The sequence below is a fragment of the uncultured Reyranella sp. genome (assembly GCF_945957355.1).
GTDB lineage: Bacteria > Pseudomonadota > Alphaproteobacteria > Reyranellales > Reyranellaceae > Reyranella.
Genome location: NZ_CAMFKM010000001.1, coordinates 480,000 through 504,732 on the forward strand (window position 1 = coordinate 480,000; position 24,733 = coordinate 504,732).

Below are 24,733 nucleotides of genomic sequence, written 5' to 3' on the forward strand. Positions count from 1 at the left end.
ACGCAAGCCTTCCCGTGGCACCTCTTCTCGCGGAGAAGAATGGAAATGACTGAATCCGACTATCCGGCGAGCTGGTATGCCGCCACGCGAGACGCCGACAGGCCGCGCCCACCGCTTGCCACGACGGAAGAGGCCGACGTCGCGGTCGTGGGCGGCGGCTTTGCGGGCCTGCACACGGCGCGGCTGCTGGCGCGGCAGGGGAAGCGCGTGATGTTGCTGGAACGGCGGCGCATCGGCTGGGGTGCCTCCGGCCGCAACGGCGGCTTCGTCGGCCCGGGCTATGCCCAGCGGTCCGGCGCGCTGATCGACCGGCTGGGACTCGATCACGCACGCCGGCTCTATGCCCAGTCGCAGCGCGGCGTGGCGATCGTGCGCGGCGCGATCGCGGAGCTCGGCCGGCCCGGCATCCTGATGGGCACCGGCAAGCTCAGCGTCTCGCGCTCCGACCAGGGCGCAGGGTTCGCCGACCGCACGCGCAAGCTGGCGGAGCAGCTCGGCGCTTCGTTCGAACCCTGGCCGACCGGGCGCACGCGCAGCGTGCTGGACACGATGCGCTACCATCAGGCGATCCATGACCCGACCTCGTTCCATATCCATCCGCTCGACTTGGCGCTGGCGCTGGCGGACGACATCGAGCGTCGGGGCGGTCGGGTCCACGAGAACACGGAGGCCATCGCACTGACGCGCGACGGCAATGGCTGGCGACTGCGCACACCGCGCGGCGGCGTGAGGGCCCGGCACGTCGTGCTGGCCGGCAATGCCGATCTCGGTGCCGTGCAGCCGCGCATCGCGCGGGCAGTGCTGCCGGTCGCGACCTACGTCGCCGTCACCGAAAGGCTCGGGCCCCGCCTCGGCGAGGCGATCCGCTGGACGGGCGCCATCTCCGACACGCGCCGCGCCGGCGACTACTATCGCGTCGTCGATGGCGACCGGCTGCTGTGGGGCGGTCGCATCACCACCGACACGACCGAGCCGCCGCGGCTGCGCGAGATGATGCGGAGCGACATCCTCTCGGTCTATCCGCAGCTCGGCGAGATCGGCATCGACTATGCGTGGCCCGGCATCATGGGCTACGCGCCGCACAAGATGCCCCAGGTGGGCGAGATCGAGCCCGGCCTCTGGGTCTGCTCGGCGTTCGGCGGCCATGGCGTCGCGCAGACGGCGGCCGGCGCAGATGCGGTGGCCGCCGGCATCCTGGGCGACCCGTCGCGCTGGCACCTGTTCGCACCCTTCGGCACCGGCTGGGCCGGGGGAACGGCCGGACGCGCGGCGACGCAGCTTGCCTACTGGGGCCTCCAGATGCGTGACTGGTGGGACGAGAAGCGCCAGGCCCAGAACGCGGAGACGTTGCGGACATGACGATCGAACGGATGGGTGACTCGCCCCGGCGCCGCGAGGATGCGCGGTTCGTCACCGGCCAGGGCGCCTATCTCGACGACCTGAAGTTCGAAGGCGTCGCGCAGGCCGTGGTGCTGCGCTCGCCACATGCCCATGCGCTCATCCGGTCCATCGACACGACGGCGGCACGCTCCGCGCCCGGCGTGCTCGCCGTCCTCACCGCCGCCGAGGCCACGGCCGACGGGCTGAAGCCGCTACGCCCCTATGCCGAGGCGAACGTGCAGACCGGCGAGCCCTTCGCCTTCGCACCGCAGCCTCTGCTGGCGTCCGACAAGGTCCGTTTCGCCGGCGAGCCCGTGGCGTTGATCGTCGCCGAAACGCAGGCGCAGGCGCTCGACGCCGCCGAGCGGGTCGTCGTCGATTATCAGGCGCTGCCGGCCGTGACCTCGCCGGAGGCGGCCCGCGCCCCGCACGCACCGCAGCTCTCGGACGAAGTTCCGGGCAACACCTGCCTCGACTGGCACACCGGCGATTCGGAAGGCGCCGAAGCAGCCTTTGCCAGGGCCGCGCATGTCGTATCGCTCAGCCTCGACAATCATCGCATCGTGATGAACCCGATGGAGCCGCGCGGCGTTGTCGGCACGTTCGATCCGGCGAGCAGCCGCTACACGCTCCACGTCTCGAGCCAGAACATCCACATCAACCGCAACCACGTGGCCCGCTCGCTCGGCGTCGAGCCGAAGGACGTTCGCTTCGTGGCGCACGATGTCGGCGGCGGCTTCGGCGCCAAGAACTTTGCCTATGTCGAGCACGCGCTGATCCTGTGGGCCGCGCGCCGGGTCGCCCGGCCAGTGAAATGGATCGCGAGCCGCAGCGAGGTCTTCCTGTCGGACCACGCGGCGCGCGACATGCAGGCCGAGGCTATGCTGGCACTCGACGCACAGGGCCAGTTCCTCGCCTTGAAGATCGCGAGCGTGGCCAATCTCGGCGCCTACATGGCCGGCGCCGGCGGCGGCGTGCAGACCTTCCAGTACATCCATCTCCAGGGCTCGGTGTACCGCATCCCGGCGATCGCGCTGCACGTCGTGGCCGTCGTCACCAACACCGCGCCGATCGGCGTGACGCGCGGTCCCGGTTTCGCCGAGGCGATCAACATCGTCGAGCGGCTGATCGATGCGGCGGCCCGCCAGACCGGCTTCGATCGCACCGATCTCAGGCGCTGGAACATGGTGCCGCCGGAAGCGATGCCCATGACCAACGCCTTTGGCTTCGAGGTCGACAGCGGCCGCTTCGCCGAATCGCTCGACCATGCGCTGTCGCGAGCCGACCTTGCGGGCTTCGACACCCGAAGGCGCGAGAGCGAGGGTCGCGGACGGCTGCGCGGGCTGGGCTTCGCCTATCACATCAAGGCGACGGGCGGCCCGCCCGACGAGAATGTCGACGTGCGTTTCGAGGCCGACGGCACGGTCGCGCTGATCACCGGCACGCAGCATATCGGCCAGGGCCACGAGACGACCTTCCCGCAGATCCTCAGCACACGGCTGGGCGTGCCCAACGCGCGAATCCGCCTGGTGCAGGGCGACACCGACGCGATCCCGTTCGGCGGCGGCCATGGCAGCTCGCGCGCCACCTATATGGGCGGCACGGCGATCTGGCGCGCCTCCGACGAGATCATCGCCAAGGGCAACGCGCTGGCGGCCGACGCCCTCGAGGCCTCCGAAGCCGATATCCGTTTCGAGGACGGGCGCTTCGTCGTCTCCGGCACCGACCGCGCCATCGGCCTGCTCGACGTGGCGGCGCTCGGCCGCGAGAGGGGTCGGCCGCTCGACACGTTCCATGCCTGGAAGCGCGAGCACATGACCTTTCCCAATGGCGCGCACGTGGTCGAGGTCGAGATCGACCGCGACACCGGCCGGGTCGACCTGGCGCGCTACACGGCGGTCGACGATTACGGCGTGCTGGTCAATCCGATGATCGCGAGCGGCCAGGCGCACGGCGCCATGGCCCAGGGCGCGGGCCAGGCGCTGCTGGAGCATGCCACCTACGACCCGGAGTCGGGCCAGATGGTGGCCGGTTCCTTCATGGACTACGCCCTGCCGCGCGCCGACGACCTGCCCTCGTTCGATCTCGGCTTCAATCCGACCCGCTGCACGACCAATCCGCTGGGCGTGAAGGGGTGCGGCGAGGCCGGCGCCATTGCGGCCTTCCCCGCCATCGCCAACGCGATCCTTGACGCGCTGGCACCGCTTGGCGTGAAAGGCTTCGACGGTCCGGCGAGTCCGCTGCGGATCTGGCAGGCCATCCAGGAGGCACGATGAGACGCGAAGCACCGGCGGCGGCCCGCAACCGGCAACCGATCCTCGACGTGCTGCAGCCGCGCCTGCCGGCCAAGGGCCTGGTGCTGGAGATCGCGAGCGGCACCGGCGAGCACGTCGTGCACTACGCCGCCGCCCGGCCCGAACTCACTTTCCAGCCGAGCGACCCGGATGCCGGCGCCCGCGCCAGCGTCGACGACTGGGTGCGGACGCTGGGCCTCGGCAATGTGCGGCCGGCGCTGGAGATCGATGTCACCGGGGAGTCGTGGCCGGTCGAGCGCGCGGACGCCGTGCTCTGCTGCAATATGATCCACATCGCACCGTGGGAGGCCGCGATCGGGCTCGTGACCGGCGCCGCACGCCTGCTGCCGCCCGGCGGCCTGCTCTTCCTCTACGGCCCCTACCGACGCGGCGGCCGGCATACCGCGCCCAGCAACGAGGCCTTCGACGCCGACCTCAGGCGCCGCAATCCCGCATGGGGCGTGCGCGACCTCGAGACCGTCGTCGATCTGGCCGCCGCGCAGGGCTTTTCCGCCCCGGAGATCGTCGGGATGCCAGCAAACAATCTGTCGCTGCTGTTCAATCGCCTGTGATGACCTTGGGCGGTGGCAATCCTGCAGGGGATGCGCTAACGCTGGGGCCGGCCTCGCGGGGAGCATCGTCGGAAATATGTCGAATCGTAACGATGAAGCCGTAGTTCTTGCAGTCATGAGACCCTTCCGAGCGCTGGCGCCCCTTCTCGCCGCGCTCACGCTGACTGCACTGCTGGCCGGCTGCAAGCAGGAGAACAAGTTCCAGCCCCCGCCGCCCGCCGAGGTCAGCGTCGGGGTGCCCGTCAAGCAGGACGTGGCGCCTTTCGAAGTTCTCACCGGCAATACGGTCGCCTTCGCGACCGTCGATCTCGTCGCCCGCGTCGAGGGCTTCCTGGTCTCCCAGGACTATGTCGACGGCTCCGTGAAGAAGAAGGACGACAAGCTCTTCGGCATCGAGCAGACGATGTACAAGGCCAAGGTCAAGGAGGCCGAGGCCCAGCTCGACGGCGCCAAGGCCTCGCTGGTCCAGGCCGAGGCCGAGTTCACCCGCCAGGAAACCCTGCTCCGCCAGAACGTCTCGGCGCAGAACACCTTCGATCAGGCCAAGGCCAAGCGCGACAATGCGCGGGCCAATGTCGAGAATGCCGAGGGCAACCTCACGATCGCCCAGACGAACCTCGGCTACACGACGGTCACCGCGCCGTTCGACGGCATCGTCAGCAAGCATCTCGTCTCGGTCGGCGAACTGGTGGGCGCCACCACGGCCACCAAGCTCGCCACGATCGTCCAGCTCGATCCGATCTACGTCACATTCAACATGAGCGAGCAGGACATTCTGCAGATCCGCCAGAATCTGAAGAACCGGCGCGTCGACGTCGAGGAGCTGAGCAAGGTGCCGGTCGAGATCGGCCTGATGAACGAGGAGGGCTTCCCCCACAAGGGCTTCCTCAACTACGTGTCGCCGGAACTCGACGCGACGACCGGCACGATCCTCGTCCGCGCCCTGTTCAACAATCCGGACCGCATCCTGATTCCCGGTTTCTTCGTGCGGGTGAAGGTACCGAAGGGTCTGGCCGCAAACGCCGCGCTGCTGGTGCCCAACCGCGTCATCGCGGAGGACCAGGCCGGTAAGTATCTCCTGACGGTCGGCAAGGACAATGTCGTCGTCCAGACGCGGATCACCACCGGTCAGCTCCTCCCCAACGGCCTGCGCGTCATCTCGACGGGGCTCCAGCCCGACGACCAGGTGGTGCTGAACCTGAACGGCGCCGCGATTCCCGGCGCCAAGGTGGTTCCCAAGGTGACGACCATCCCGGTCACGACCGACAGCGCGCCCCCAGCGCCGACTCCCGCCGCCCCGAAGTGACCGGCCGGGAAACGCAGCCATGATCTCCGCGTTCTTCATCAACCGGCCGGTCCTGGCCAACGTCCTCGCCATCATCATCGTCCTGATCGGCGGCGTGGCGCTGGCGACCCTGCCGGTCGCGCAATATCCCAACGTCGTGCCGCCCACGGTCCAGGTCACCACGACCTATCCGGGCGCCAGCGCCGCGGTCGTCGTCAACGATGTCGCCCTGCCCGTCGAGCTGCAGGTCAACGGCGTCGAGAAGATGATCTACATGCAGTCCTACAGCACGGACTCCGGCACCTACACGCTCACCGTGACCTTCGAGATCGGCACCGATCTCGATTTCGCGCAGGTGCTGGTGCAGAATCAGGTCAGCGCCGCGCTCGCCTCGCTGCCCATGCCGGTGCAGGCTCAGGGCCTCGTCGTCCAGAAGAAGTCGACATCGATCCTGCAGATCGTGTCGCTGACGTCGCCCGACCAGCGCTACGACAGCCTCTATCTCAGCAACTACGCCACCATCAATCTGGTGAACGAGCTCGCGCGCCTGCCCGGCGTCGGCAACGTCAACGTGCTGGGCGTCGGCCAGTACTCGATGCGCGTCTGGCTCGATCCGCAGAAGCTCTACACGTTCGGCCTCACGCCGTCGGATGTAAGCAAGGTCATCCAGCAGCAGAGCCAGGACGTGACGGCCGGCCAGGTCGGCCAGCCGCCGGCACCCAAGGGCCTGGACTTCCAGTACACGATCGATGTCGTCGGGCGTCTCAGCACGCCCGAGGAGTTCGGTAACATCATCGTCAAGGCCGAGCAGGGCAGCGGCGGCAGGATCGTCCGGGTGCGGGACATCGCCCGCGTCGAACTGGGCGCCCAGACCTACTCCACGACGTCGCACATCAACGGCAAGCCCAACTCGGGCCTCGCGATCTACCAGCTTCCCGACGCCAATGCGCTCGACGTCGCCAAGGCCGTGAAGGCCAAGATGGCGGAACTGTCCAAGTCCTTCCCGCCCGGCCTCGCCTACGAAGTGCCGTTCGACACCACGCGCTTCGTGACCGCCTCGATCCACGAGGTCTTCATGACCCTGATCGAGGCCGGCATCCTGGTCCTGATCGTGATCGTGGTCTTCCTGCAGGACTGGCGCGCGATGCTCGTGCCGGCCACCACGATCCCCGTGACGATCATCGGCGCATTCGCCGCCATGGCCGCCCTGGGCTTCACCATCAACACCACGACCATGTTCGGCATCGTGCTGGCCATCGGCATCGTGGTCGACGACGCGATCGTGATCGTCGAGGGCGTGGCGCATCACATCGAGCGCGGGATGACGCCCCACGACGCGTCGATCAAGGCAATGGACGAGCTCTTCGGGCCCGTCATCGGCATCACCCTGGTGCTGATGTCGGTGTTCCTGCCGGCCGCCTTCCTGCCGGGCCTCACCGGCCAGATGTTCGCACAGTTCGCCCTCGTCATCGCCGCGACGGCGCTGATCAGCGCCATCAACGCGGCCACGCTGAAGCCCACCCAGTGCGCGATGTGGCTGCGGCCGGCGACGCCGCCGGAGAAGCGCAACATCTTCTTCCGCAGCTTCAACAAGGTCTACAACAAGCTCGAGGATGGCTATGCCTGGATCGTCGGCCACATGGTCCACCGTGCCGGCATCATGGTCGTCATCGCGCTCATCGCCGCCGGTATCGGCGGCTGGGGCGTCGCGCGCCTGCCGACGGCGTTCATCCCGAACGAGGACCAGGGCTACGTGATCATCGGCGTGCAGCTGCCCGACGGCGCCTCGCTCGAACGCACCGGCGCCTCGCTGCACAAGGCCGCCGAGATCGCGATGGCCGCCCCCGGCGTAGAGAACGTGGTCGCGCTCGGCGGCATGTCGGTGCTCGACAGCAACTCGTCGCTGGCCAATGCCGCCGTGTCCTACGTCATCCTCAAGGACTGGAACGTGCGCCTGAAGCAGCCCGGCCAGGACCTGCGCTCGATCGTGCTCGGCCTGATGGAGAAGCTGAAGTCCCTCGAGGACGGCCGCGCCTTCGTCATCGTCCCGCCCGCCATCCAGGGCATCGGCAATGCCGGCGGCTTCCAGATGCAGATCGAGCAGAAGGACGGCAGCTTCGACTACACCAAGCTGCAGGCCGTGACCGACACGATGATCCAGAATGCCAGCACGCAGTCGGCGCTGACCAATCTCGTCACCTCGTTCCGCTCCGGCGCCCCCCATGTGCGGATCGAAGTCGATCGGGTGAAGGCCGAGTCGCTGCGCGTGCCGGTCGGCGACGTCTTCACGACGTTGTCGAGCTACATGGGCTCGTCCTACGTCAACCGCTTCAACAAGTTCGGCTTGAGCCTGCAGGTCTACATCCAGGCCGATTCGCAGTATCGCACGCGGCCTGAGGACATCCTGAAGCTGCAGGTGAAGAACCTCGACGGCCAGATGGTGCCGATCGGTGCCATCGCCGAGCTGAAGCCGGCCCTCGGCCCGCCGCTGATCAGCCTCTACAACCTCTATCCCTCGGCCGCGATCGTCGGTTCGCCCGCGCCCGGGTTCAGCTCGGGCGATGGCATCGAGCTGATGGACCAGATCGCGAAGGCCATCCTGCCACCGGGCACCGGCTATGAATGGACGGCCATGGCCTATCAGGAGAACATCGTCGGCAACCAGCTGATGTACGTCTTCGCGCTGGCCATCCTGCTGGTCTATCTCTGCCTCGCCGGCCAGTACGAGAGCTGGATCGCGCCGCTCGGCGTCATCCTGGCGGTGCCGCTGGCGCTGAGCGGCCCGGCCATTGCGCTGACCGCGGTGGGCCTCGCCAACAACATCTACACGCAGATCGGCCTGATGCTCCTGATCGCGCTCGGTGCCAAGAACGCGATCCTGATCGTCGAAGTGGCGCGCGAGCGTCGCGCCGAGGGCAGGGACATCATGGAGTCGGCCATCGAGGCGGCGCGGACCCGCTTCCGTCCGATCCTGATGACATCGTTCGCCTTCATCCTCGGCGTCGTGCCGCTGGTGACGGCGACCGGCGCCGGCGCCAACTCGCGCATCTCGCTCGGCATGTGCGTAATGAGCGGCATGATCGCCTCCACCTGCCTGGCCGTGCTGTTCGTGCCGTCATTCTTCACGGTGCTGCAGCGCTTCGAGGAACGCCGCAAGGCCAAGAAGAAGCCGACCGCGCCGCCGCCCGAAGGTGTCGCCGCCGCCGGCGACTGACCGGCCGCGCGATAGCTCGCGCCGTCAGGCGCGGGCGATCCGGATCGCATCGTCCGAACGGCGGCGGCTGCCCGACGGCGCGGGTATTGCGTCGAAATCGCCGCGCAGGATCTTGAGGGCAACCCGTTCGACCTCGATCTCGCGCGATGTCCGCACGCCCATGCGTCTCAGGGCGGGCAGAGGCGGACACCAGCCCTGCACGGCGTGCTGAAAAAGGAATGCCGTCACCGCCGCGGGGACGAGCAGCCAGCGGCGATTGACGGTAGTGCCCAGCACAAGCCCAAGGAACGCAACCACCGACGCGTTGGTTTCCAGCACGCGCTCGATGTCCCATTCGCGATCCAGCTCGCGCAGCCGCCGCTCGATCGACAGGGGGTTGCCCACGCAGCGGCGCAGGCGCTCCCCGGTCGCCCGTTCGATACGACTGTTGATGGCCTGGGCCGTGTTGAATGCGACGCGATCGATGGTGGTCGGCATGTCAGCCTCGCAGGCTCACCTGGGCGACCTTGTCCTTGTAGTCGGGCTTGGGATCGACGCCGAGCAGCATCTTGATTCCCGCGACGAGGCTCGACGCGTCGAGCCAGATCTCGGCCTTCTCCGGATCGAGCCTGAGCAGCGCCAGCTTCGGATCGGTCTTGCCGCCCTCATACCAGGCCGCGACATAGCGGTTCCACAGCCGGTCGATCGTCGCCGGGTTGTTGTCGAGCGACACCCCGCCATGAACCGTGGCGAACAGGTCGTGGCCCTTGGAGGTGAAGGTCGCGATGGCGCGATTGCCCTGCCCGGCACCCAGCTTCTGCACGATGGCGTTGTCGCGGCTGGTGAAGAACCAGATCGGCCCCCGACCACCCTCCCGCTCGCCGTCCAGCTGTGCCGTCATCGGTCGGGCATGACCATCCTCGACGCCATCGAGGCCCAGCATCATGGTCATGTCGGACTTCAGCGCCGACCAGAACTTCTCTTCGATTTCCTTCGGGGTGGGCATGGCAGCTCCTCTCTGGTGGTTTTGGGTGGCCGGCCAACGCACGCCCCCGAGCCCCGTTGCAACGATTCGCCCGTCAGCGACGTTGGCCGCGGGTGAGTGCGACGCATCATCGAAGCCTGCGGACAGGACGCACTGTTTGGCAGGACATTCCGGTTCCCCGAGTCACGACACGCCCCCTCCGACGCGATCTCGCCTGCGACGTCGTCGTCATCGGCGCCGGGATCAGCGGCGCGATGATCGCCGAGCGGCTGACGGAGGACGGTCTCGACGTCGTGATCATCGACCGCCGCGGGCCTCTCGCCGGCTCGACGATGGCGTCCACCGCGTTGCTGCAATACGAGCTCGATGTCCCGTTGAGCCGCCTCTCGACGCGGATCGGCCTCATCCGCGCCGAGCGGCTGTGGCGGCGCTCCAAGCTCGCGCTGGATGCGCTCGGCGAGCGACTCCATCGCCTAGGCCTCGGCGCCGACTGCGCACACCGCAGTTCGATCTACCTGCAGGGCGACGTGCTCGATGCCGAGGGACTACGCCACGAGGCGACCGCGCGCCGGAGCGCCGGCTTCGAGGTCTCCTACCTGGACCGCGGCGAGGTCCATCGCCTCTACGGCATCAAGGGTCGCGCGGCGCTGCTCGGCCATGGCGGGCTGGCGGCCGATCCGCGCAAGCTCGCCGCGGGCTTCCTGCGGAACGCCGTCACCCGCAAGGCGCGCCTGCATGCGCCGGTGGAAGCGACCGAAATCGAGCCGCTTGCCTCCGGCGCCGTCGTTCATACCGCCGCCGGTCCCTCGCTCCGCGCCAGCGCCGTCGTCTTTGCCACCGGCTACGAGATGCCCAAGGGCGTTCCGCACAAGGGACATCGCGTGACCTCGACCTGGGCATTCGCGACGCGGCCGCAACCGCGGGCCCTCTGGCGGGACGAGGTGATGATCAGCGAGGCTTCCGATCCCTATCTCTACCTGCGGGTCGGACCGCAGGGCCGCATCCTGTGCGGCGGCGAGGACGAGGCATTTCTCGACGAAGAGAAACGCGATGCGTTGATCCCGCAAAAGATCGCGGCCCTCCAGAAAAAACTCGTGCGCCTGCTGCCACGGGTGCGCCCGGAGGCCGACTATGCCTGGACCGGAAGCTTCGGCACCTCGCCCACCGGATCGCCCTCGATCGGTGCGGTGCCCGGCATGAAGAATTGCTTCGCCGCGCTCGGCTACGGCGGGAACGGCATCACCTTCTCGATGCTGTCGGCGCAAATCCTGTCGGCAGCGATCGCCGGCAGCGACGATCCGGACGGCGATCTCTTCTCGTTCCGCCGCAACTTCTAGTTGGTTTTTCGATCGGGATCGTCATCCGGCTCTCGCTTTTCCGGCAGTGAGCCCTTCCACGCCAGGACGTGGGGCCGAGAATCTCGCCTCGAAGCCGCTTTGCCGCCCCGGCAACGGCGATGACAGGACCAGCCGACCGCCGGTTCCGGTGGCGATGGCGTTGACGATGGCGAGGCCGAGACCGGAGCCCTCGGCGGCGGTGCGGCCGCGCTCAAAAGGCTGGAGCAGGCGCAACAGCAGGTCGGGAGGAACGGATGGCCCCTCATTGGAAACGGTGAGAACGCCGTCTCCTGACAGGGCGATCGCGACCGGCCGGTCGGGGAGCCCGTGCTTGAGACCGTTCTCGACGAGGTTGCGCAAAACGATTGCGAATGAGTCGGCATCGATTCCGGCCGGCACGGGAGTCCCGGGAACATCGAGCGTGATCCGTTCTGTCATGCCGGGCTTCCGCGCCATCTCGTCGACGACCATCTTCGCGACGCTTGCGATGTCGGTCGTCTCCCTGCCCTTGAGGCGGCCGCCCTCCGCCCGGGCCAGTTGCATCAGCTTTTCCGACAGCCGCGAAAGACGCTGCAATGCCGTCTCGATCTGCTGCGCCCGCTCCCGGGAAGCAGCGTCCCCGGTCTCGGCAATGAGTCGTTGCGTCTGTGCCAGCGCGGCGGCAACGGGCGTGCGCAGTTCGTGCGCCGAATTGGCGGTGAAACTGCGTTCGGCATCGAGGGCGCGGCCCAGTCTGAGGAGGAGATGGTTCACGGCGTCCGCGATCGGCCCGATCTCGGACGGCAGGCCGGCGGCTGGAATGGGGGTGAGGTCTCCGCTGCCGCGCGACTCGATTCCGGTTCGAAGGTTCCTGATGGGCGCCATCGAGACGCGAACGACGCCCCAGACGAGAAGAAGGCTGGCGGGTATCAGCAGGGCCAGCGGCCAGGCAAGGCCCAGCAGAGCCTCGTTCGCGACCTCGCGTCGATGCCCGAGCGGTTCGGCCACGGCGATCGTGATCGTGCCCTGCAAGGCGGCGTCGAAGTAGATCCTGTGGGTCGGCGTATCGACGAACCCCATCTTCGAAAAGGGCGGAAACACCGAATCGTCGGCGCGATGGGAGCGCAGCAACATTTCTCCGCGCGCATCGCGTACCGCGTAGGTAAAATACTCGTCGTGCTCCCTCAGCGTGACGATACGCTGGGACTTGTCGCCCTCTTCGCGGTTCAGGATATCGAGCACGGCGAGCGGGAGAAGACGCTGGGCGGTCTCCTCGAGGGCACTGTCGAAGACCTCGTCCATCTCGTGGCGAATTCTCTGTGCCGTCGCCACGGTGGCAATGCCCCACAAGAGCGCAATGCCAAGCCCCAGCCATAGGGAAATCCGCCACTGCAGGCTGCGCGGCCCCGTCACGCGGCGCCCCCCAGCCGGTAGCCGACGCCGCGCACGGTTTCGATGATGCCATGGCCGAGCTTCTTGCGCAGGCGACTGATGTGCACCTCGGTCGTGTTGCTCTCCACCTCCGCCCCAAAGGAGTATAGCCTTTCCTCCAGTTGCGCCTTGGACAGGATCTGGCCGGGGCGCTGCACGAAGGCCTCGAACAGCGCCCATTCGCGAGCCGTCAGGTCGACGGTCCGCCCCGCACGGCGGATCGAGCGCGCGGCAAGATCCATCTCGAGATCCCCGATACAGACCAGAGGATTGGGGTTCCCCGCATAGCGCCGCGCCACGGCATTCAGCCGGGCCGACAGCTCTGAGAGATCGAAGGGCTTGACCAGGTAGTCATCGGCCCCCGCATTCAGGCCTTCTACACGGTCGGAAAGTTGATCCATCGCGGTCAGGATGATGACCGGCGTGACATTCCCCCGGGCGCGGAGATCGCGCAGCAGGCCAATGCCGCGGCCATCGGGCAGCATCAGGTCGAGCAGGAGAAGGTCGTAGGCGGCACTGCGGATATGGTCCCGCGCCGCGTCCAGCCGCGTGACCCAGTCCACCGAGTGGCCCTCGGCGGCGATCTGATCGCGCACGGCCGCGCCCAAAATCGTATCGTCCTCGATCAACAGAACCCGCATGGTCCCAATCCGGTCAGTTGCCAGGGTCCGCCCGCCGGACCTGCGGTGAACTATAGTCGGCGAGCTGACATTGACCTGAAGCAAATCGGGGGGCGCCTTCAGGTCGCCGTCAGGAATCCGGCTCAAGAGAAGACATCGAGTCCATTGGCGGGAGTACGGAACGTGAAAAGGACGATATTGATCGCCGCTATTCTTTCGGGCGCGCTGGCATCCCCGGCGGCAATGGCCGGGGAGGACGACTGCAAGGTCCCCATGGCCCAGTGGCAGCCGCGCGAAGCCGTCGAACAAATGGCGAAGGCGCGAGGTTGGACGGTGCAGCGACTCAAGGTTGATGACGGCTGCTATCAGATCAAGGGAATTGATGCAGATGGCCGCGAGATCGCAGCAAAGGTCGACCCCGGATCGCTTGCCATCGTCCGGATGAAGCGCAGGAACGGCGGCGGCGATGGCGACGGCGGACGGCGCGGTGTCGCTCCTGAACAGCCCCTCCCGGCCAACCCGACACCGCCCGCCAACGAGCTCTTCAAGGGAACGACGCCGCCCAAGGCGGAGATTCAGTAACCGACGCCTCGTGTGAACCCGATCGTTCCGCGATCTCCAACCTGACGGCGACCTGAAGCAGAGTCCCGACGCGCTTCAGCAATGCTTCAGCCTTTGCCTCCAGTGTGAGCTCGCCAACACGATCCGCTGGAGATGAGACAATGCGAATGAAGACGCTTCTTGCCGGCCTCGCCCTGACGACCGCCCTGACCGTCCCGGAACTGGCGATGGCGCGCCCCGTCACACTGACCACCACGCTCAAGAACTACGGCGGCAACGGCGCCTATCTCGCGCTCTACGTGACCGACGCTTCGGGAGCCTACAAGGGTACGTTGTGGGTGGCCGGCCCCAAGTCGAAGTACCACAGCCATCTCAGCAGCTGGCAACGTGCGTCTGGCGGGAACGTCGCCGGGATCAACGGCATCACCGGCGCGAGCGTCGGTGCCGGCCGTACGCTGAAGGTCACCGTCGACCTGGCCGATGCCCTGTTCGATGCAGGCTACAAGCTGCACATCGACGTTGCGGCCGAGGACATGCGCGACAGCCCGTCCGAAGTGGTCGTCCCGTTGACCGCCGCGGGAGCCGGCCGGCCCGTGGCGGGCCGCAGCTACATCCAGACCTTCAGCTACGGCATGTAGGCCCAGGCCGCTCGGGAGGCATGTCATGCTGCGCTGGCTTCACAAGGTTCTCGCCCTCTCCGTCGTCATTCCGCTGATGGCGCTCGTCATCAGCGGCTCGGTGCTGTCGGTGATGCCGGCCCTGGACCGTGCCGGGGCGATCTCACCGCCCGCGGACGGCATCAGTATGGCCGAGCTGGCCGCGCGGACCGCCAGCGCCCTGCCCGGCGTGGAGCAGATCAAGCGGCTGTCCTCGGGCAAGGTCGTTGCGTTCCACGCCGGGACCGACGGACCGGTTGCGACCGTGGTCGATCCTTCCAGTGGCGAACCGGTTTCGACCTACGCCCCATCCGCGTTCGAGCGCTGGATGACCAATCTTCACCGCTCCTTCTTTCTGGGCGACGGCGGGCGCATGGCCGCCGGCGCGGCGGCGCTGGCATTGCTCGTCCTGACGCTGTCCGGCCTGCAGATGACGGCCCGTCGAATGGGCGGGTGGACCCGCCTTCTCGATCGCTCGCGCGGCGGCACCATGGAGCGGTTGCATGCCGATCTGGGTCGACTGGCGACGCCCGGGCTCATCGTGTCGACGTTCACCGCGCTCGTCCTGTCGCTGACGACGTTCGGGGTGATCCCGGACGGCCCGTCGCAGGCGCCCGCCTTCCCGGCAACGGCGCCGAACGGTCCCGCTCTGCCGTTGGCCGGGATCGATGCGCTGCGCGGCATTGATCTCAGCCAGCTTCGCAAGCTGACGTTTCCCAACCCGGCCGATCCGACCGACGTCTTCCAGCTGTCGACCGCCGATGGCGAGGGCTATGTCGACCCGTCCAGTGGAGAGCTGCTGGCCTGGCAGGATCACACGCTCGGCCGCCAGATCTACGAAGTCATCTACATGATGCATACCGGCCGGGGATTGTGGTGGGTCGGCGTGCTGCTCGGGCTGACCGCCCTCGGTGTTCCGGTCCTTGGCGTGAGCGGCACTGCCCTGTGGTGGAGGCGGCGGCGCACCCGCGCGCCGATCGCCGCCAATGCCCCTGCCAGGACGGCCGATACGGTGATCCTGGTCGGCAGCGAAGGAGGCAGCACCTGGGGCTTCGCCCGGACACTGCATGCGGCCCTGACATCCAACGGCCACAAGGTTCACACCATCGCAATGGACCGCGTCGCGCGCTCCTATTCGGCGGTGCAGCGCATGCTGCTGCTGACGGCGACCCATGGCGACGGCACGGCCCCGGCGAGCGCCGGCGCATTCCTCGAGCGCCTCGACGGGAACGGGGCGCCATCGCCGGTCCCGTTCGCCGTCCTGGGTTTTGGGGATCGTCAGTTCCCGCAGTTCTGCCAATTCGCGCGCGATGTCGATGCCGCGTTGACGCGCAGAGGCTGGACGTCGTTGCTCCCCCTGGAGACGATCGACCGTCAATCCCCGCAGGAATTCGCGCGCTGGGGCAAGTCCCTGTCGGCCGTCCTGGGCGAGGACCTCGCGCTGGCGCATGTGCCGGAGCGGCCCCGTACCCAGGCGCTGACGCTCATCGAGCGTATCGACTACGGCACGGAGGTGCAGGCGCCCACCTGCGTGCTGCGCTTCGCCTTGCCGCACAGCAGCGCGTTCGCGCGTCTCGCCGGCCGTGGCTGGCCGCAGTTCTCCGCCGGCGACCTGCTGGCGGTCGTGCCGCCGGGCGACACCCTGCCGCGCTCCTATTCCCTGGCCAGTTCGACCCACGATGGCTTCGTCGAGATCTGCGTGCGCAAACATCCCGGCGGCCTCTGCTCAGGGCAGCTCCATGGCTTGCGCCCGGGCGATCGCATCGAGGCCTTCGTGAAGCCCAACCCGTCCTTCCATCCGGCAGCGGGCCGCAAGCCCATCATCCTGATCGGCGCCGGCACCGGCATTGGTCCCCTGGCGGGATTCATTCGTGCCAATCGTGGACGACGGCCCGTGCACCTCTATTTCGGCGGACGCGATCCGGAATCGGACTTCCTGTACCGGCGCGAGATCCAGGGGTGGCTGGACGACAGGCGGCTGACGAGCCTGGCGACCGTGTTCTCGCGCGTGAGCGGCGGCGGCTACGTGCAGGATCGCCTCCGGGCGGATGCCGAACGCTTGCGCACCCTCGTCGGCGCGGGCGCCCAGGTCCTGGTCTGCGGCGGACGCGAGATGGCCGCCGGCGTGAAGGAAACGCTGGGCGAACTGCTCGTTCCCGCCGGCCTGACACCCGGCCTTCTGAAGGACGAAGGGAGGTACCTCGAAGATGTCTACTAGCCTTCGTCTCCACGCCTTGAACGGCGCAACCATGGGAACGCGGTGGTCGGCGCTCCTCCATGCCTCACCCGCGACCGACATACCCGCGCTGGACATCGCCCTGGCGAACGCCGTCGACCGCGTCGACCGCCAGATGTCCACCTGGAAGCCGGATAGCGACCTGATGCGCCTCAATGCCGCCTCTCCCGGTACCTGGGTGTCGTTGCCAGGAGAACTCATGCAGGTCCTGGCCAGAGGGCTGGAGATCGGAGCCCTGTCCGGAGGCGCGTTCGACATCGGTGTCGGGCGCCTGGTCAAGGCCTGGGGCTTCGGATCCGCTGGCACGGTGCCCGACGGGGAAGCGATCCGGGCGGCCCTTCACCAACGGCCGCCGCCGACCCATACGGTCCTGGAGCTCGACGCGCCGGGCGCACGGGCACGCAAGCACGCCCAATTCGATCTCGACCTTTCGGGTATCGCCAAGGGGTTTGCGGTGGATGAGATGATGCGCACCGTGAAGACGTTCGGCATCTCCGACGCGCTGGTCGGACTGGATGGTGAACTTGCGGCAAGCGGCACGAAGCCGGACGGAGCGCCGTGGCGCATCGCCGTGGAAAAGCCCGACTACGAGCTTCGTAGTCCGCTCGGTACGATCGAGCTGCGGGATGCCGCCGTCGCCACCTCGGGCGACTACCGGCACTGGATCGAGGTCGAAGGAACGCGGCTCTCCCACACGATGGACCGCGCGCGCGGCGGTCCGGTCGACAATGCGGTTGCTTCGGTTTCGGTCGTTGCGTCGAGCTGCATGGATGCGGATGCGTGGGCGACCGCGCTGATGGTGCTCGGGCCGGGAGAAGGCAGGGCACTTGCGCAGAAGCACGACTTCGACGCCCTGCTCGTCGAGCGCCGTGACGGGACGCTCATCCAGATCGGAATCGGTCGCGTCTTCGAGGCGACTTCGACCGGGCCATTCCCCTTGCCATCCAATTCGGTTCGCCCGAGCCAGGAAGCACTCTAGCCGGCACTCCGTCCAGCCAGCATTTCCGCCAGCGCTTCGACGATCTGCTCGGGGCGGAACGGCTTGTCGAAGAATGGTTTATCGCCATGGCGCAGCGGCATCAGAGCCGTCGACCGGCCACTGGCGAAGACGTAAGGCACCCGCAGCGCCTGCAGCGTGTCGGCAACGGGAAAGACCAGCTCGTCCTTGTAGAGGCGGATGTCGAGAATGGCGGCATCGATCGCATGATCGGCGATCAGCGCGAAGGCGCCCTCGACGCTGTTGGCCGGTCCGACCGGAACAGCCCCCGCCGCGAACAGAGTTGCCCGCAGGTCCAGCCCAATGGCCGGGTCGTTCTCCACGATGAGGATCGTGCGGCCATCGAGAAGTGCCAAGGAACGCTACTCCAATCAGCCTCGCGTGAACGTACCTGCATCATCCAAGTTGCATGGACCGACGCAACCTTCAAGACCAGAGCCCCGTTTGCAATCGCCTTGACACAAAGGAGATTCCCATGGGCCGTTCAATTCTGCTCTGGCTGATCGGCGTTCCGATTCCGATCATCATCCTGCTGGCGCTGTTCTGGCGCTGACGTTGCACTCGGGCAACGTCACTCCTGAAGCACATAGGTACCCGGCGCGTCGCAAAGCGGCGTCAGGCCGGCGGCTGGATTGCCCATCGGCGGTGGCAGATGATCGCCCTCCGAACGCGATGTGAGCCAAGCGGCGAGCGTGGGCCACCACGAGCCCTGCTGCTGTGGCGCGATGGCCAGCCAGGTATCGGGATCGACATAGCGATCCTCGGCTTTCTTGGTCATGACCTGGTGATGGCGGCCGTCGCGGCCCGGTTCCGACACAATGCCGGCATTATGGCCGCCATTGGTCAGCACGTACGTGACCTCGGTGTCGGCCAGCAGATGGATCTTGTAGGTCGATCGCCAGGGCGCCACGTGATCCCATGTCGTTCCGACGGCGAAGATCGGAACGCGGATGTCGGTCAGGGTGATCGGCCGGCCGTCGACCTGATACCGTCCCTCCGCCAGGTCGTTGCCGAGGAACAGGCCGCGCAGATATTCCGAGTGCATCCGATAGGGCAGGCGCGTGGAATCGGCGTTCCAGGCCATGAGATCGCTCATCGGTTCGCGTGTGCCCATCAGGTAGCGGTGCAGCACCACCGACCAGATCAGATCGTTGGAGCGCAGCAACTGGAAGGCGCCCGCCATCTGCTTGGCATCCAGGAAGCCCTGCTCCCACATCATGTCCTCGAGGAACGCGATCTGGCTGTCGTCGATGAACAGCATGAGTTCGCCGGCTTCGCTGAAATCGGTCTGCGCCGCCAGCAGCACCATCGTCTTGAGCCGTAAGTCGCCGTCGCGAGCCATGGTGGCGGCGGCGATCGCCAGCAACGTGCCCCCCAGGCAGTAGCCCAGCGCGTGTACCTGGCGGCCGGGAACGATGTCGGCAATGGCATCGAGGGCCGCCATGACACCGAGGCGACGATAGTCGTCCAGGCCCAGGTCGCGGTCCTCGGCGGATGGGTTCTTCCACGAGATCATGAAGACGGTGAAGCCCTGCTCCGTCAGGTACTTCACCAGCGAGTTCTGCGCCGACAGGTCGAGAATGTAGTACTTCATGATCCATGCCGGCACGATCAGCACCGGCTCGGCATGGACCTGGCGGGTCACCGGCTCGTATTGCAGCAGTTCGATCAGCCGGTTTCGGAAGACGACCTTGCCGGGGGTCGCCGCGACGTTGCGCCCGACCTGGTAGGCTTCGGCGGCCACCGGCTTCTTGCCGCTGACGGTTCGTTGCCAGTCCTCGAACAGGTGCTGCAGTCCAGCGAGGAAGTTCTGGCCGCCGGTCTCGAGGGTGCGCTGCTGGAGTTCGGGGTTCGTCGGCAGGAAGTTCGAGGGCGCGAAGACGTCGAGAATCTGCCGGCACGCGAACCTGACGATATCCTCATGATGACGCGTCACGCCACGGACGTCGGAGGTTGCATTGTGCCACCATTGCTGCTGCAGCAGGAACCCCTGGTAGAACAGATTGAACGGGGGATGCTGCCAGGCCTCACCGGCAAAGCGCCGGTCCTGGGGTAGCGGCTCGATCGCCGGGGGAACATGTCCCGGGCGTTGCGCCTGTTGCCAGGCGAAGTCGGCGAAGCGCATCGACTTGCGCGTCATCTTGTCGATCAGCTGCAGGCGCTTGCCCGGCGCCGCCATCAGATGGGCCAGCCAGTCGAGATAGGCCGCCGCGATCGCCGCCGGCGAGAGGCCCATGGTGAACCGCGCCATCGTCGCATGGAGCGCGCGATCGGTGATGTCCGACAGCGCCGTGACGACATAGGAATCGCGCTCGACCGGCGAGGCTGCGTCGGACGCACGTTCGTCTTTTCGCACGATGTCCATCGACCGCCTTTCACCTTTGCGGGGCGCACTCTAGCGGGCAGCGAACGGCGGGCCTTGAGACAAATCAAGAGCTAACCGGACTTCGGGCGTGCGATGATGTCCCGCCGAGGACGTCCGACCTTGACTCAAATCAATGACATTCCGCCGCATCGGTCGCAGGGAAGCCTCCAGAGGAGGCTTTCCATGCAATTGCGCAACTCGGCGAGCGGCTACGGCGCCATTTCGCGGTCCCTGCATTGGATCACCGTCTTCCTTGTGCTGATCGCCTGGGCAGTGGGCACGTTCGGGGACGTCCTGCCCAAGGGCGAAGCGCGCACGACGGGATTGGCCGTCCACATCGCTGCCGGGCTCGCGGTCCTGGTGGTGCTCGCCGTGCGCCTGGTGTGGCGCGCGACCGATCCGCCGCCGCTTCCTGAACCCACCACGTTCGGCAGGTGGGGCGATCGCGCGAGCCGGCTTGCGCACTACACGCTGTACGCGCTCCTGCTGCTGGTGCCGGTGGTCGGCATCGCGGTACAGTTCGCGCGCGGCGCCCCCCTGCCCTTGTTCGGCTTGGCCGATATTGCCTCGCCGTGGACCGCTGACCGCGCGTTCGCGCGCTCGATGAAGGAAGTGCACGAGGTCCTGGCCAACGCACTGGTGATTCTCGCCGCCCTGCATGCCGCCGCGGCGCTTGTTCACCATTGGATCCTGCACGACCGCACTCTTGCGCGCATGCTCCCGGGCAGCGGGCGCTGAGAGGACAATGGTCGCGTGAAGACTGAGCCGGACGACCAGGCTCGGTTCGACCAGCCGTATCCGCTTCTGCGATCCTTCGTTCGCCTCATCCTGCCGGGTCTCGCGTTGCTGCTGGTGGTTTCGGCTGCCCTCACGATGTACGGCGCCCGGCAGCTCGTCGAAGGCATCTATCTCGAACTGGCAATGCGGCGCGCTCAGGTGATCGATCGCGCGATGACCGAGGTGGCGCCTGAACCGTGGCAACGCCTCAAGAGCGGCGATGCACCCGGCCCGATCTACGCCGAGCCCCAAGGACAATTGCTGCTGGCCGAGTTGACACGGGAGGTGCGCGAGCTCGATCTCACCGCGCTGAAAATCTATGCCAACGGCGGCGTCATCCAGTTTGACACCGATACCGGACGGATCGGGAGCATCGATCGCAGCGCGGCCTATGTTGCGGCCGAACGCGGCGAAAGTTCGCTCGTGTACCGGATCGATCCCAACGGATCGGCGCTCTACGAACTGTACGTGCTGGTCGCCGTGCCCGGCAGCGCGCCGGTCGTGTTCGAGCTGTACGAACCGGTCGACCATCTGAACGCGCTGCTCTGGCGCGCCGGCGCGGCCGCAGCCGGCGTGCCGAGCCTGATCCTGCTGGGGCTGATGCTGGCCATGACGCGCATGGTCGTGCTGGCGCAGAACAACATCACAGGGCGGGCGGCTTTGGTGGCCGATCTTCGCACACGGCTGGAACGGCTGGTCTCGGGCGCGGCGTCGCGGGCCGTGCATCGGGCAGTCGGGACGGGCAGCGGCATTCGTTCCGCACGGGCGCGTTGCACGCTGTTCTATTCGGATATCCGCGACTTCACCTCGTTTTCCGAGGCCAACGAGCCGGAACAGGTGATCGGCTTCCTCAATCGGCTGATGGCGATCATCGTCGACGAAGTCGACCGCGCCGGGGGCGACGTCGACAAGCTGATCGGCGATGCGGTGCTGGCGCGCTTTCAAGGCGACCGGGGGGAAGTACGCGCCATATCGGCGGCGCGCGAGGCCCTGCGCCGCCTGGACCAGACAGGGTTTCCGCGCGGAGTCGGCATCGGGATCTATACCGGCGACGTCATCTTCGGCACCGTGGGGTCAGCGGATCGGATGGACTTCACCGTCATCGGCGACAGCGTGAACATCACGGCCCGCCTGTGCAGCATCGCCGCGCGCGGCGAGCTCGTCGTGGACACGGATACGGTACGCACCGCCGGAGACCATGGCTTCGGCGTCGAAGAATCCGTCGCGATCAAGGGACGGCGCGAGCGGCTGACCGTCCGCCGGTGGCGGCTCGACGCGCCCGAAACCGCCGCCGGGGGAGGCGTCGCCTCGGATGAGCCGCCGCTTCCTTGATCCAGATCATACCCACCCCTGGCCATTCCAATAAGTACGATCGACGACCATTGCCGCCCGCGCTCTCGGTCGGCGATGACCAACAGCGGAGAGCACAGCGAGGGCGACCACCATGGACACCGCTACAACCGGCCAGCCCGGCAAGGACGCCGCGGCCGTGGCCGATCTCGAGAAGCTTCCCATCGAGCGCGTGCTCGCCGCCCTCGACACGGTTCCCGGGGCAGGTCTGTCGGCAGCGGAGGTCGACCGTCGCCTGAACCAGTACGGTCCCAACGCCATCATCGAGAAGGAGAAGAGCCTCGCCGCGAAGCTGCTGGGCTGCTTCACGGGACCGATTGCCTATCTCATCGAAGCAGCTGCGGCCATTTCGGCGTTCCTGGGTCACTGGGAAGACTTCGCCGTCATCGCTGCGCTGCTGCTGTTCAATGCCGCCCTCGACCTGTGGCAGGACCTGAAGGCCTCGAACGCGCTGGCGGCCCTCAAGAAGGGCCTGGCGCCCGTGGCCACGGCGCGACGCGACGGAACGTGGGGCCACATCGCCGCCTCGACATTGGTGCCGGGCGACATCGTGAAGATCCGCCTGGGCGAGATCGTGCCCGCCGACCTGCGCCTGGTCGGCGGCGACTACGCGGCGATCGACCAGTCCGCCCTCACCGGCGAATCGCTGCCCGTGGCCAAGAAGATCGGCGACGGGGCCTATTCGGGCAGCGTCGTGAAGCAGGGCGAGATGGAGGGCGTGGTCATCGCCACCGGCTCCCACACCTTCTTCGGCCGTACCGCCAGGCTGGTGGCCGGTGCCGGCGCGGCAAGCCACGCGCAGAAGGCCATGTTCCAGATCGGCAACTTCCTGATCGTGCTGGCGCTGACGCTGGCCGCCGTGATGGTCGCCTTTCGCGTCTATCGCGACATCGTCGTGGCCGACTCCTGGAGCACCGCCGATGCGCTGCGCATCCTGCAGTTCGTGCTCGTCCTGCTGGTGGCCTCCATCCCCGTCGCGATGCCCGCGGTATTCTCCGTCACCATGGCGCTGGGCGCGCTCGCCCTGTCGCGCCAGAAGGCGATCGTGTCGCGGCTCGAGGCGATCGAGGAGATGGCCGGGGTGGACATCCTCTGCTCCGACAAGACCGGCACGCTCACCAAGAACCAGCTCAAGCTCGGCGACCCGATCCTGTTCGCCGCAAGGGACGGGCAGGAGGTCGTGCTGGCCGGCGCGCTGGCCTCGAAGGCGGAGGACCGCGACGCCATCGACACGGCCGTGATCGAGGCGCTGGCGGACCCCGGGGCCCTGAAGGGCTGGAAGCAGACCGGCTTCACGCCCTTCGATCCCGTGACCAAGCGCACCACGGCGCACGTGACGGCGCCCGACGGACGCCAGATCGTCGTGTCCAAGGGAGCGCCACAGGTGATCGCCGATCTCGTCAAGGCCGACGCAAAGGCCGTCGCAACCGTGCACGAGACGGTCGAGGCGCTGGGCGCGCGGGGTTACCGTGCGCTGGGCGTGGCCCGCTCGGACGACGCCGGGGCGACCTGGCGGCTGCTCGGCATCCTGCCGATGTTCGACCCGCCCCGCGACGATTCGAAGGCGACCATCGACCTCGCGCGCGCCAAGGGCGTGACCGTCAAGATGATCACCGGCGACGATACCGCGATCGCCCGCGAGACCGCGCGGCAGCTCGGGCTCGGCACCAATATCATCGCCGCGGCCGACGCCTTCCCCAAGGACATGGACCCCAACAACGTGCCGCCGCACATCGTCGATGCGATCGAGACGGCGGACGGGTTTGCGAGGGTCTTCCCGGAGCACAAGTACGCCATCGTCAAGGCTCTGCAGGGCCGCGGCCACCTGGTGGCGATGACCGGCGACGGCGTGAACGACGCGCCGGCCCTGAAGCAGGCCGACTGCGGTACCGCGGTGTCCGGCGCCACCGACGCCGCACGCGGCGCGGCCGCGCTGATCCTGACCTCGCCGGGCCTTTCGGTGATCAACAGCGCCATCGACGAGGCGCGCCGCATCTTCGGCCGTATCACCAGCTACACGATCTATCGCGTCGCGCTCACCATGACGATCATGTTCCTGGTGGTGCTGTCGTCCATCACGCTGGGCTTCCAGCCGCTGACAGCCGTCATGATCGTCATCATGTCGCTGCTCGACGACATCCCGATCATGACCATCGCCTACGACAACACGCCGGTGACCGAGCGTCCGATCCGATGGCGCATGGCGCGCCTGCTTTCGGTGTCGGCAGTGCTCGGCCTGTTCTCCGTGGCACAGGCCTTCGGCCTGCTGCTGATCGGCATGGAGGTGCTGTCCAACCCGGCCTGGAACGCCTGGTTCGCACTCGACGACCGCGACCATCTGCAGACCGCGGTGTTCCTGCAACTCGTGGTCGGCGGGCATCTCCTGTTGTTCGTCACCCGCACGGAGCGCTGGTTCTTCCTGCCGCCCTTCCCGGCGGCGCCGCTGTTCGGCGCCATTGCGGCCACGCAGGTCGTGGCCGCCCTGATGTGCGGCTACGGCTGGCTGGTGCCCGCGATCTCGTGGGGGACGATCGCGGCGGTGTGGGCCTACAATCTCGTCTGGATGGTCGTGCTCGGCGCGGTGCGCCTCGCGACGGAGCGGACGATCGACAATCGCACGGCAGGCCGCCAGCGCAGCGCGTCGATCGTGACGCAATCGCTGCAGGGCAACGTGCCCCTGCGCCCGAAATCCATGAGCTGAAAGGGAGTGCGGCG

General features: G+C 67.4%; 20 protein-coding genes. 14 read left to right on the plus strand and 6 right to left on the minus strand.

What is annotated here, in order from left to right:
* Positions 1 to 45: 45 nt before the first annotated feature.
* From Q0Q48_RS02325 to Q0Q48_RS02345, 5 genes are all read left to right on the plus strand, one after another.
* Entirely contained in the window at positions 46 to 1,359 is a 1,314-nt protein-coding gene (locus Q0Q48_RS02325) for an FAD-binding oxidoreductase (RefSeq protein WP_295133296.1), read from the plus strand.
* Positions 1,356 to 3,656 (plus strand): xanthine dehydrogenase family protein molybdopterin-binding subunit, encoded by a 2,301-nt coding sequence (locus Q0Q48_RS02330; protein ID WP_295133299.1) that lies wholly within the window; start codon positions 1,356 to 1,358, stop codon positions 3,654 to 3,656. The genes Q0Q48_RS02325 and Q0Q48_RS02330 overlap by 4 nt, the downstream gene beginning before the upstream one ends.
* The gene (locus Q0Q48_RS02335; protein WP_295133302.1) at positions 3,653 to 4,246 is read left to right on the plus strand and encodes a DUF938 domain-containing protein; all 594 of its coding nucleotides are present in this window, start codon (positions 3,653 to 3,655) and stop codon (positions 4,244 to 4,246) included. The genes Q0Q48_RS02330 and Q0Q48_RS02335 overlap by 4 nt, the downstream gene beginning before the upstream one ends.
* 115 nt (positions 4,247 to 4,361) lie before the next feature.
* Positions 4,362 to 5,552, plus strand: coding sequence for an efflux RND transporter periplasmic adaptor subunit (locus tag Q0Q48_RS02340; protein WP_295133305.1), 1,191 nt, complete (start codon positions 4,362 to 4,364; stop codon positions 5,550 to 5,552).
* Positions 5,553 to 5,571: 19 nt separating this feature from the next.
* Positions 5,572 to 8,745, plus strand: a complete 3,174-nt coding sequence (locus Q0Q48_RS02345; protein WP_295133308.1) for a multidrug efflux RND transporter permease subunit — start codon at positions 5,572 to 5,574, stop codon at positions 8,743 to 8,745.
* A 24-nt stretch (positions 8,746 to 8,769) separates the two neighbouring features.
* Here Q0Q48_RS02345 and Q0Q48_RS02350 read toward each other — a convergent pair whose 3' ends face one another.
* Positions 8,770 to 9,222 (minus strand): hypothetical protein, encoded by a 453-nt coding sequence (locus Q0Q48_RS02350; protein WP_295133311.1) that lies wholly within the window; start codon positions 9,220 to 9,222, stop codon positions 8,770 to 8,772.
* A gap of 1 nt (position 9,223) precedes the next feature.
* Entirely contained in the window at positions 9,224 to 9,730 is a 507-nt protein-coding gene (locus Q0Q48_RS02355) for a pyridoxamine 5'-phosphate oxidase family protein (RefSeq protein ID WP_295133316.1), read from the minus strand.
* Between the two features lie 92 nt (positions 9,731 to 9,822).
* On the opposite strand from Q0Q48_RS02355, the gene Q0Q48_RS02360 reads away from it, so the two are divergent.
* Complete coding sequence (locus Q0Q48_RS02360; protein WP_295133318.1) at positions 9,823 to 11,046, plus strand: FAD-binding oxidoreductase; 1,224 nt, start codon at positions 9,823 to 9,825, stop codon at positions 11,044 to 11,046.
* Positions 11,047 to 11,067: 21 nt separating this feature from the next.
* Here the strand turns inward: Q0Q48_RS02360 and Q0Q48_RS02365 are convergent, their stop codons facing one another.
* Positions 11,068 to 12,438, minus strand: a complete 1,371-nt coding sequence (locus Q0Q48_RS02365) for an ATP-binding protein (RefSeq protein ID WP_295133320.1) — start codon at positions 12,436 to 12,438, stop codon at positions 11,068 to 11,070.
* Positions 12,435 to 13,097, minus strand: a complete 663-nt coding sequence (locus tag Q0Q48_RS02370) for a response regulator transcription factor (RefSeq protein WP_295133323.1) — start codon at positions 13,095 to 13,097, stop codon at positions 12,435 to 12,437. Before Q0Q48_RS02370 ends, Q0Q48_RS02365 begins: the two co-directional genes overlap by 4 nt.
* A gap of 162 nt (positions 13,098 to 13,259) precedes the next feature.
* Between Q0Q48_RS02370 and Q0Q48_RS02375 the strand changes: the two genes are divergently transcribed.
* From Q0Q48_RS02375 to Q0Q48_RS02390, 4 genes are all read left to right on the plus strand, one after another.
* A complete protein-coding gene (locus Q0Q48_RS02375; protein WP_295133326.1) occupies positions 13,260 to 13,658 on the plus strand; it encodes a PepSY domain-containing protein in 399 nt (132 codons plus the stop codon).
* A 146-nt stretch (positions 13,659 to 13,804) separates the two neighbouring features.
* The gene (locus Q0Q48_RS02380) at positions 13,805 to 14,275 is read left to right on the plus strand and encodes a DUF2271 domain-containing protein (protein WP_295133329.1); all 471 of its coding nucleotides are present in this window, start codon (positions 13,805 to 13,807) and stop codon (positions 14,273 to 14,275) included.
* A 25-nt stretch (positions 14,276 to 14,300) separates the two neighbouring features.
* The gene (locus tag Q0Q48_RS02385) at positions 14,301 to 16,511 is read left to right on the plus strand and encodes a PepSY domain-containing protein (RefSeq protein WP_295133332.1); all 2,211 of its coding nucleotides are present in this window, start codon (positions 14,301 to 14,303) and stop codon (positions 16,509 to 16,511) included.
* 31 nt (positions 16,512 to 16,542) lie between these two features.
* Complete coding sequence (locus tag Q0Q48_RS02390) at positions 16,543 to 17,508, plus strand: FAD:protein FMN transferase (protein WP_295133336.1); 966 nt, start codon at positions 16,543 to 16,545, stop codon at positions 17,506 to 17,508.
* On the opposite strand, the gene Q0Q48_RS02395 is transcribed toward Q0Q48_RS02390, so the two are convergent.
* Positions 17,505 to 17,882, minus strand: a complete 378-nt coding sequence (locus Q0Q48_RS02395; RefSeq protein WP_295133338.1) for a response regulator — start codon at positions 17,880 to 17,882, stop codon at positions 17,505 to 17,507. The genes Q0Q48_RS02390 and Q0Q48_RS02395 overlap by 4 nt on opposite strands.
* 53 nt (positions 17,883 to 17,935) lie before the next feature.
* Here Q0Q48_RS02395 and Q0Q48_RS02400 point away from each other — a divergent pair, with 53 nt between their 5' ends.
* The gene (locus tag Q0Q48_RS02400; protein ID WP_295133341.1) at positions 17,936 to 18,079 is read left to right on the plus strand and encodes a hypothetical protein; all 144 of its coding nucleotides are present in this window, start codon (positions 17,936 to 17,938) and stop codon (positions 18,077 to 18,079) included.
* 18 nt (positions 18,080 to 18,097) lie between these two features.
* Here the strand turns inward: Q0Q48_RS02400 and Q0Q48_RS02405 are convergent, their stop codons facing one another.
* Positions 18,098 to 19,891 (minus strand): alpha/beta fold hydrolase, encoded by a 1,794-nt coding sequence (locus Q0Q48_RS02405; protein ID WP_295133344.1) that lies wholly within the window; start codon positions 19,889 to 19,891, stop codon positions 18,098 to 18,100.
* Between the two features lie 183 nt (positions 19,892 to 20,074).
* Between Q0Q48_RS02405 and Q0Q48_RS02410 the strand changes: the two genes are divergently transcribed.
* The 3 genes from Q0Q48_RS02410 to Q0Q48_RS02420 all read left to right on the plus strand — a co-directional run bounded on the left by Q0Q48_RS02410 (position 20,075) and on the right by Q0Q48_RS02420 (position 24,719).
* Positions 20,075 to 20,629 carry a cytochrome b/b6 domain-containing protein gene (locus tag Q0Q48_RS02410; RefSeq protein WP_295133347.1) on the plus strand — a complete coding sequence of 185 codons (555 nt, stop codon included), beginning with the start codon at positions 20,075 to 20,077 and terminating at the stop codon, positions 20,627 to 20,629.
* Between the two features lie 15 nt (positions 20,630 to 20,644).
* Positions 20,645 to 22,000, plus strand: a complete 1,356-nt coding sequence (locus Q0Q48_RS02415; RefSeq protein ID WP_295133350.1) for an adenylate/guanylate cyclase domain-containing protein — start codon at positions 20,645 to 20,647, stop codon at positions 21,998 to 22,000.
* Between the two features lie 112 nt (positions 22,001 to 22,112).
* Entirely contained in the window at positions 22,113 to 24,719 is a 2,607-nt protein-coding gene (locus tag Q0Q48_RS02420) for a plasma-membrane proton-efflux P-type ATPase (protein WP_295133354.1), read from the plus strand.
* Positions 24,720 to 24,733: the final 14 nt, after the last annotated feature.

What these genes read in the sequence shown, in the direction of transcription:
- Q0Q48_RS02340 (WP_295133305.1), top strand. Translation starts at nt 4,362, where the DNA reads ATGAGACCCTTCCGAGCGCTGGCGCCCCTTCTCGCCGCGCTCACGCTG.
- Q0Q48_RS02345 (WP_295133308.1), top strand. Translation starts at nt 5,572, where the DNA reads ATGATCTCCGCGTTCTTCATCAACCGGCCGGTCCTGGCCAACGTCCTC.
- Q0Q48_RS02355 (WP_295133316.1), bottom strand. Translation starts at nt 9,730, where the DNA reads ATGCCCACCCCGAAGGAAATCGAAGAGAAGTTCTGGTCGGCGCTGAAG.
- Q0Q48_RS02380 (WP_295133329.1), top strand. Translation starts at nt 13,805, where the DNA reads ATGAAGACGCTTCTTGCCGGCCTCGCCCTGACGACCGCCCTGACCGTC.
- Q0Q48_RS02330 (WP_295133299.1), top strand. Translation starts at nt 1,356, where the DNA reads ATGACGATCGAACGGATGGGTGACTCGCCCCGGCGCCGCGAGGATGCG.
- Q0Q48_RS02410 (WP_295133347.1), top strand. Translation starts at nt 20,075, where the DNA reads ATGCAATTGCGCAACTCGGCGAGCGGCTACGGCGCCATTTCGCGGTCC.
- Q0Q48_RS02420 (WP_295133354.1), top strand. Translation starts at nt 22,113, where the DNA reads ATGGACACCGCTACAACCGGCCAGCCCGGCAAGGACGCCGCGGCCGTG.
- Q0Q48_RS02385 (WP_295133332.1), top strand. Translation starts at nt 14,301, where the DNA reads ATGCTGCGCTGGCTTCACAAGGTTCTCGCCCTCTCCGTCGTCATTCCG.
- Q0Q48_RS02325 (WP_295133296.1), top strand. Translation starts at nt 46, where the DNA reads ATGACTGAATCCGACTATCCGGCGAGCTGGTATGCCGCCACGCGAGAC.
- Q0Q48_RS02400 (WP_295133341.1), top strand. Translation starts at nt 17,936, where the DNA reads ATGGACCGACGCAACCTTCAAGACCAGAGCCCCGTTTGCAATCGCCTT.
- Q0Q48_RS02350 (WP_295133311.1), bottom strand. Translation starts at nt 9,222, where the DNA reads ATGCCGACCACCATCGATCGCGTCGCATTCAACACGGCCCAGGCCATC.
- Q0Q48_RS02335 (WP_295133302.1), top strand. Translation starts at nt 3,653, where the DNA reads ATGAGACGCGAAGCACCGGCGGCGGCCCGCAACCGGCAACCGATCCTC.
- Q0Q48_RS02405 (WP_295133344.1), bottom strand. Translation starts at nt 19,891, where the DNA reads ATGGACATCGTGCGAAAAGACGAACGTGCGTCCGACGCAGCCTCGCCG.
- Q0Q48_RS02370 (WP_295133323.1), bottom strand. Translation starts at nt 13,097, where the DNA reads ATGCGGGTTCTGTTGATCGAGGACGATACGATTTTGGGCGCGGCCGTG.
- Q0Q48_RS02390 (WP_295133336.1), top strand. Translation starts at nt 16,543, where the DNA reads ATGGGAACGCGGTGGTCGGCGCTCCTCCATGCCTCACCCGCGACCGAC.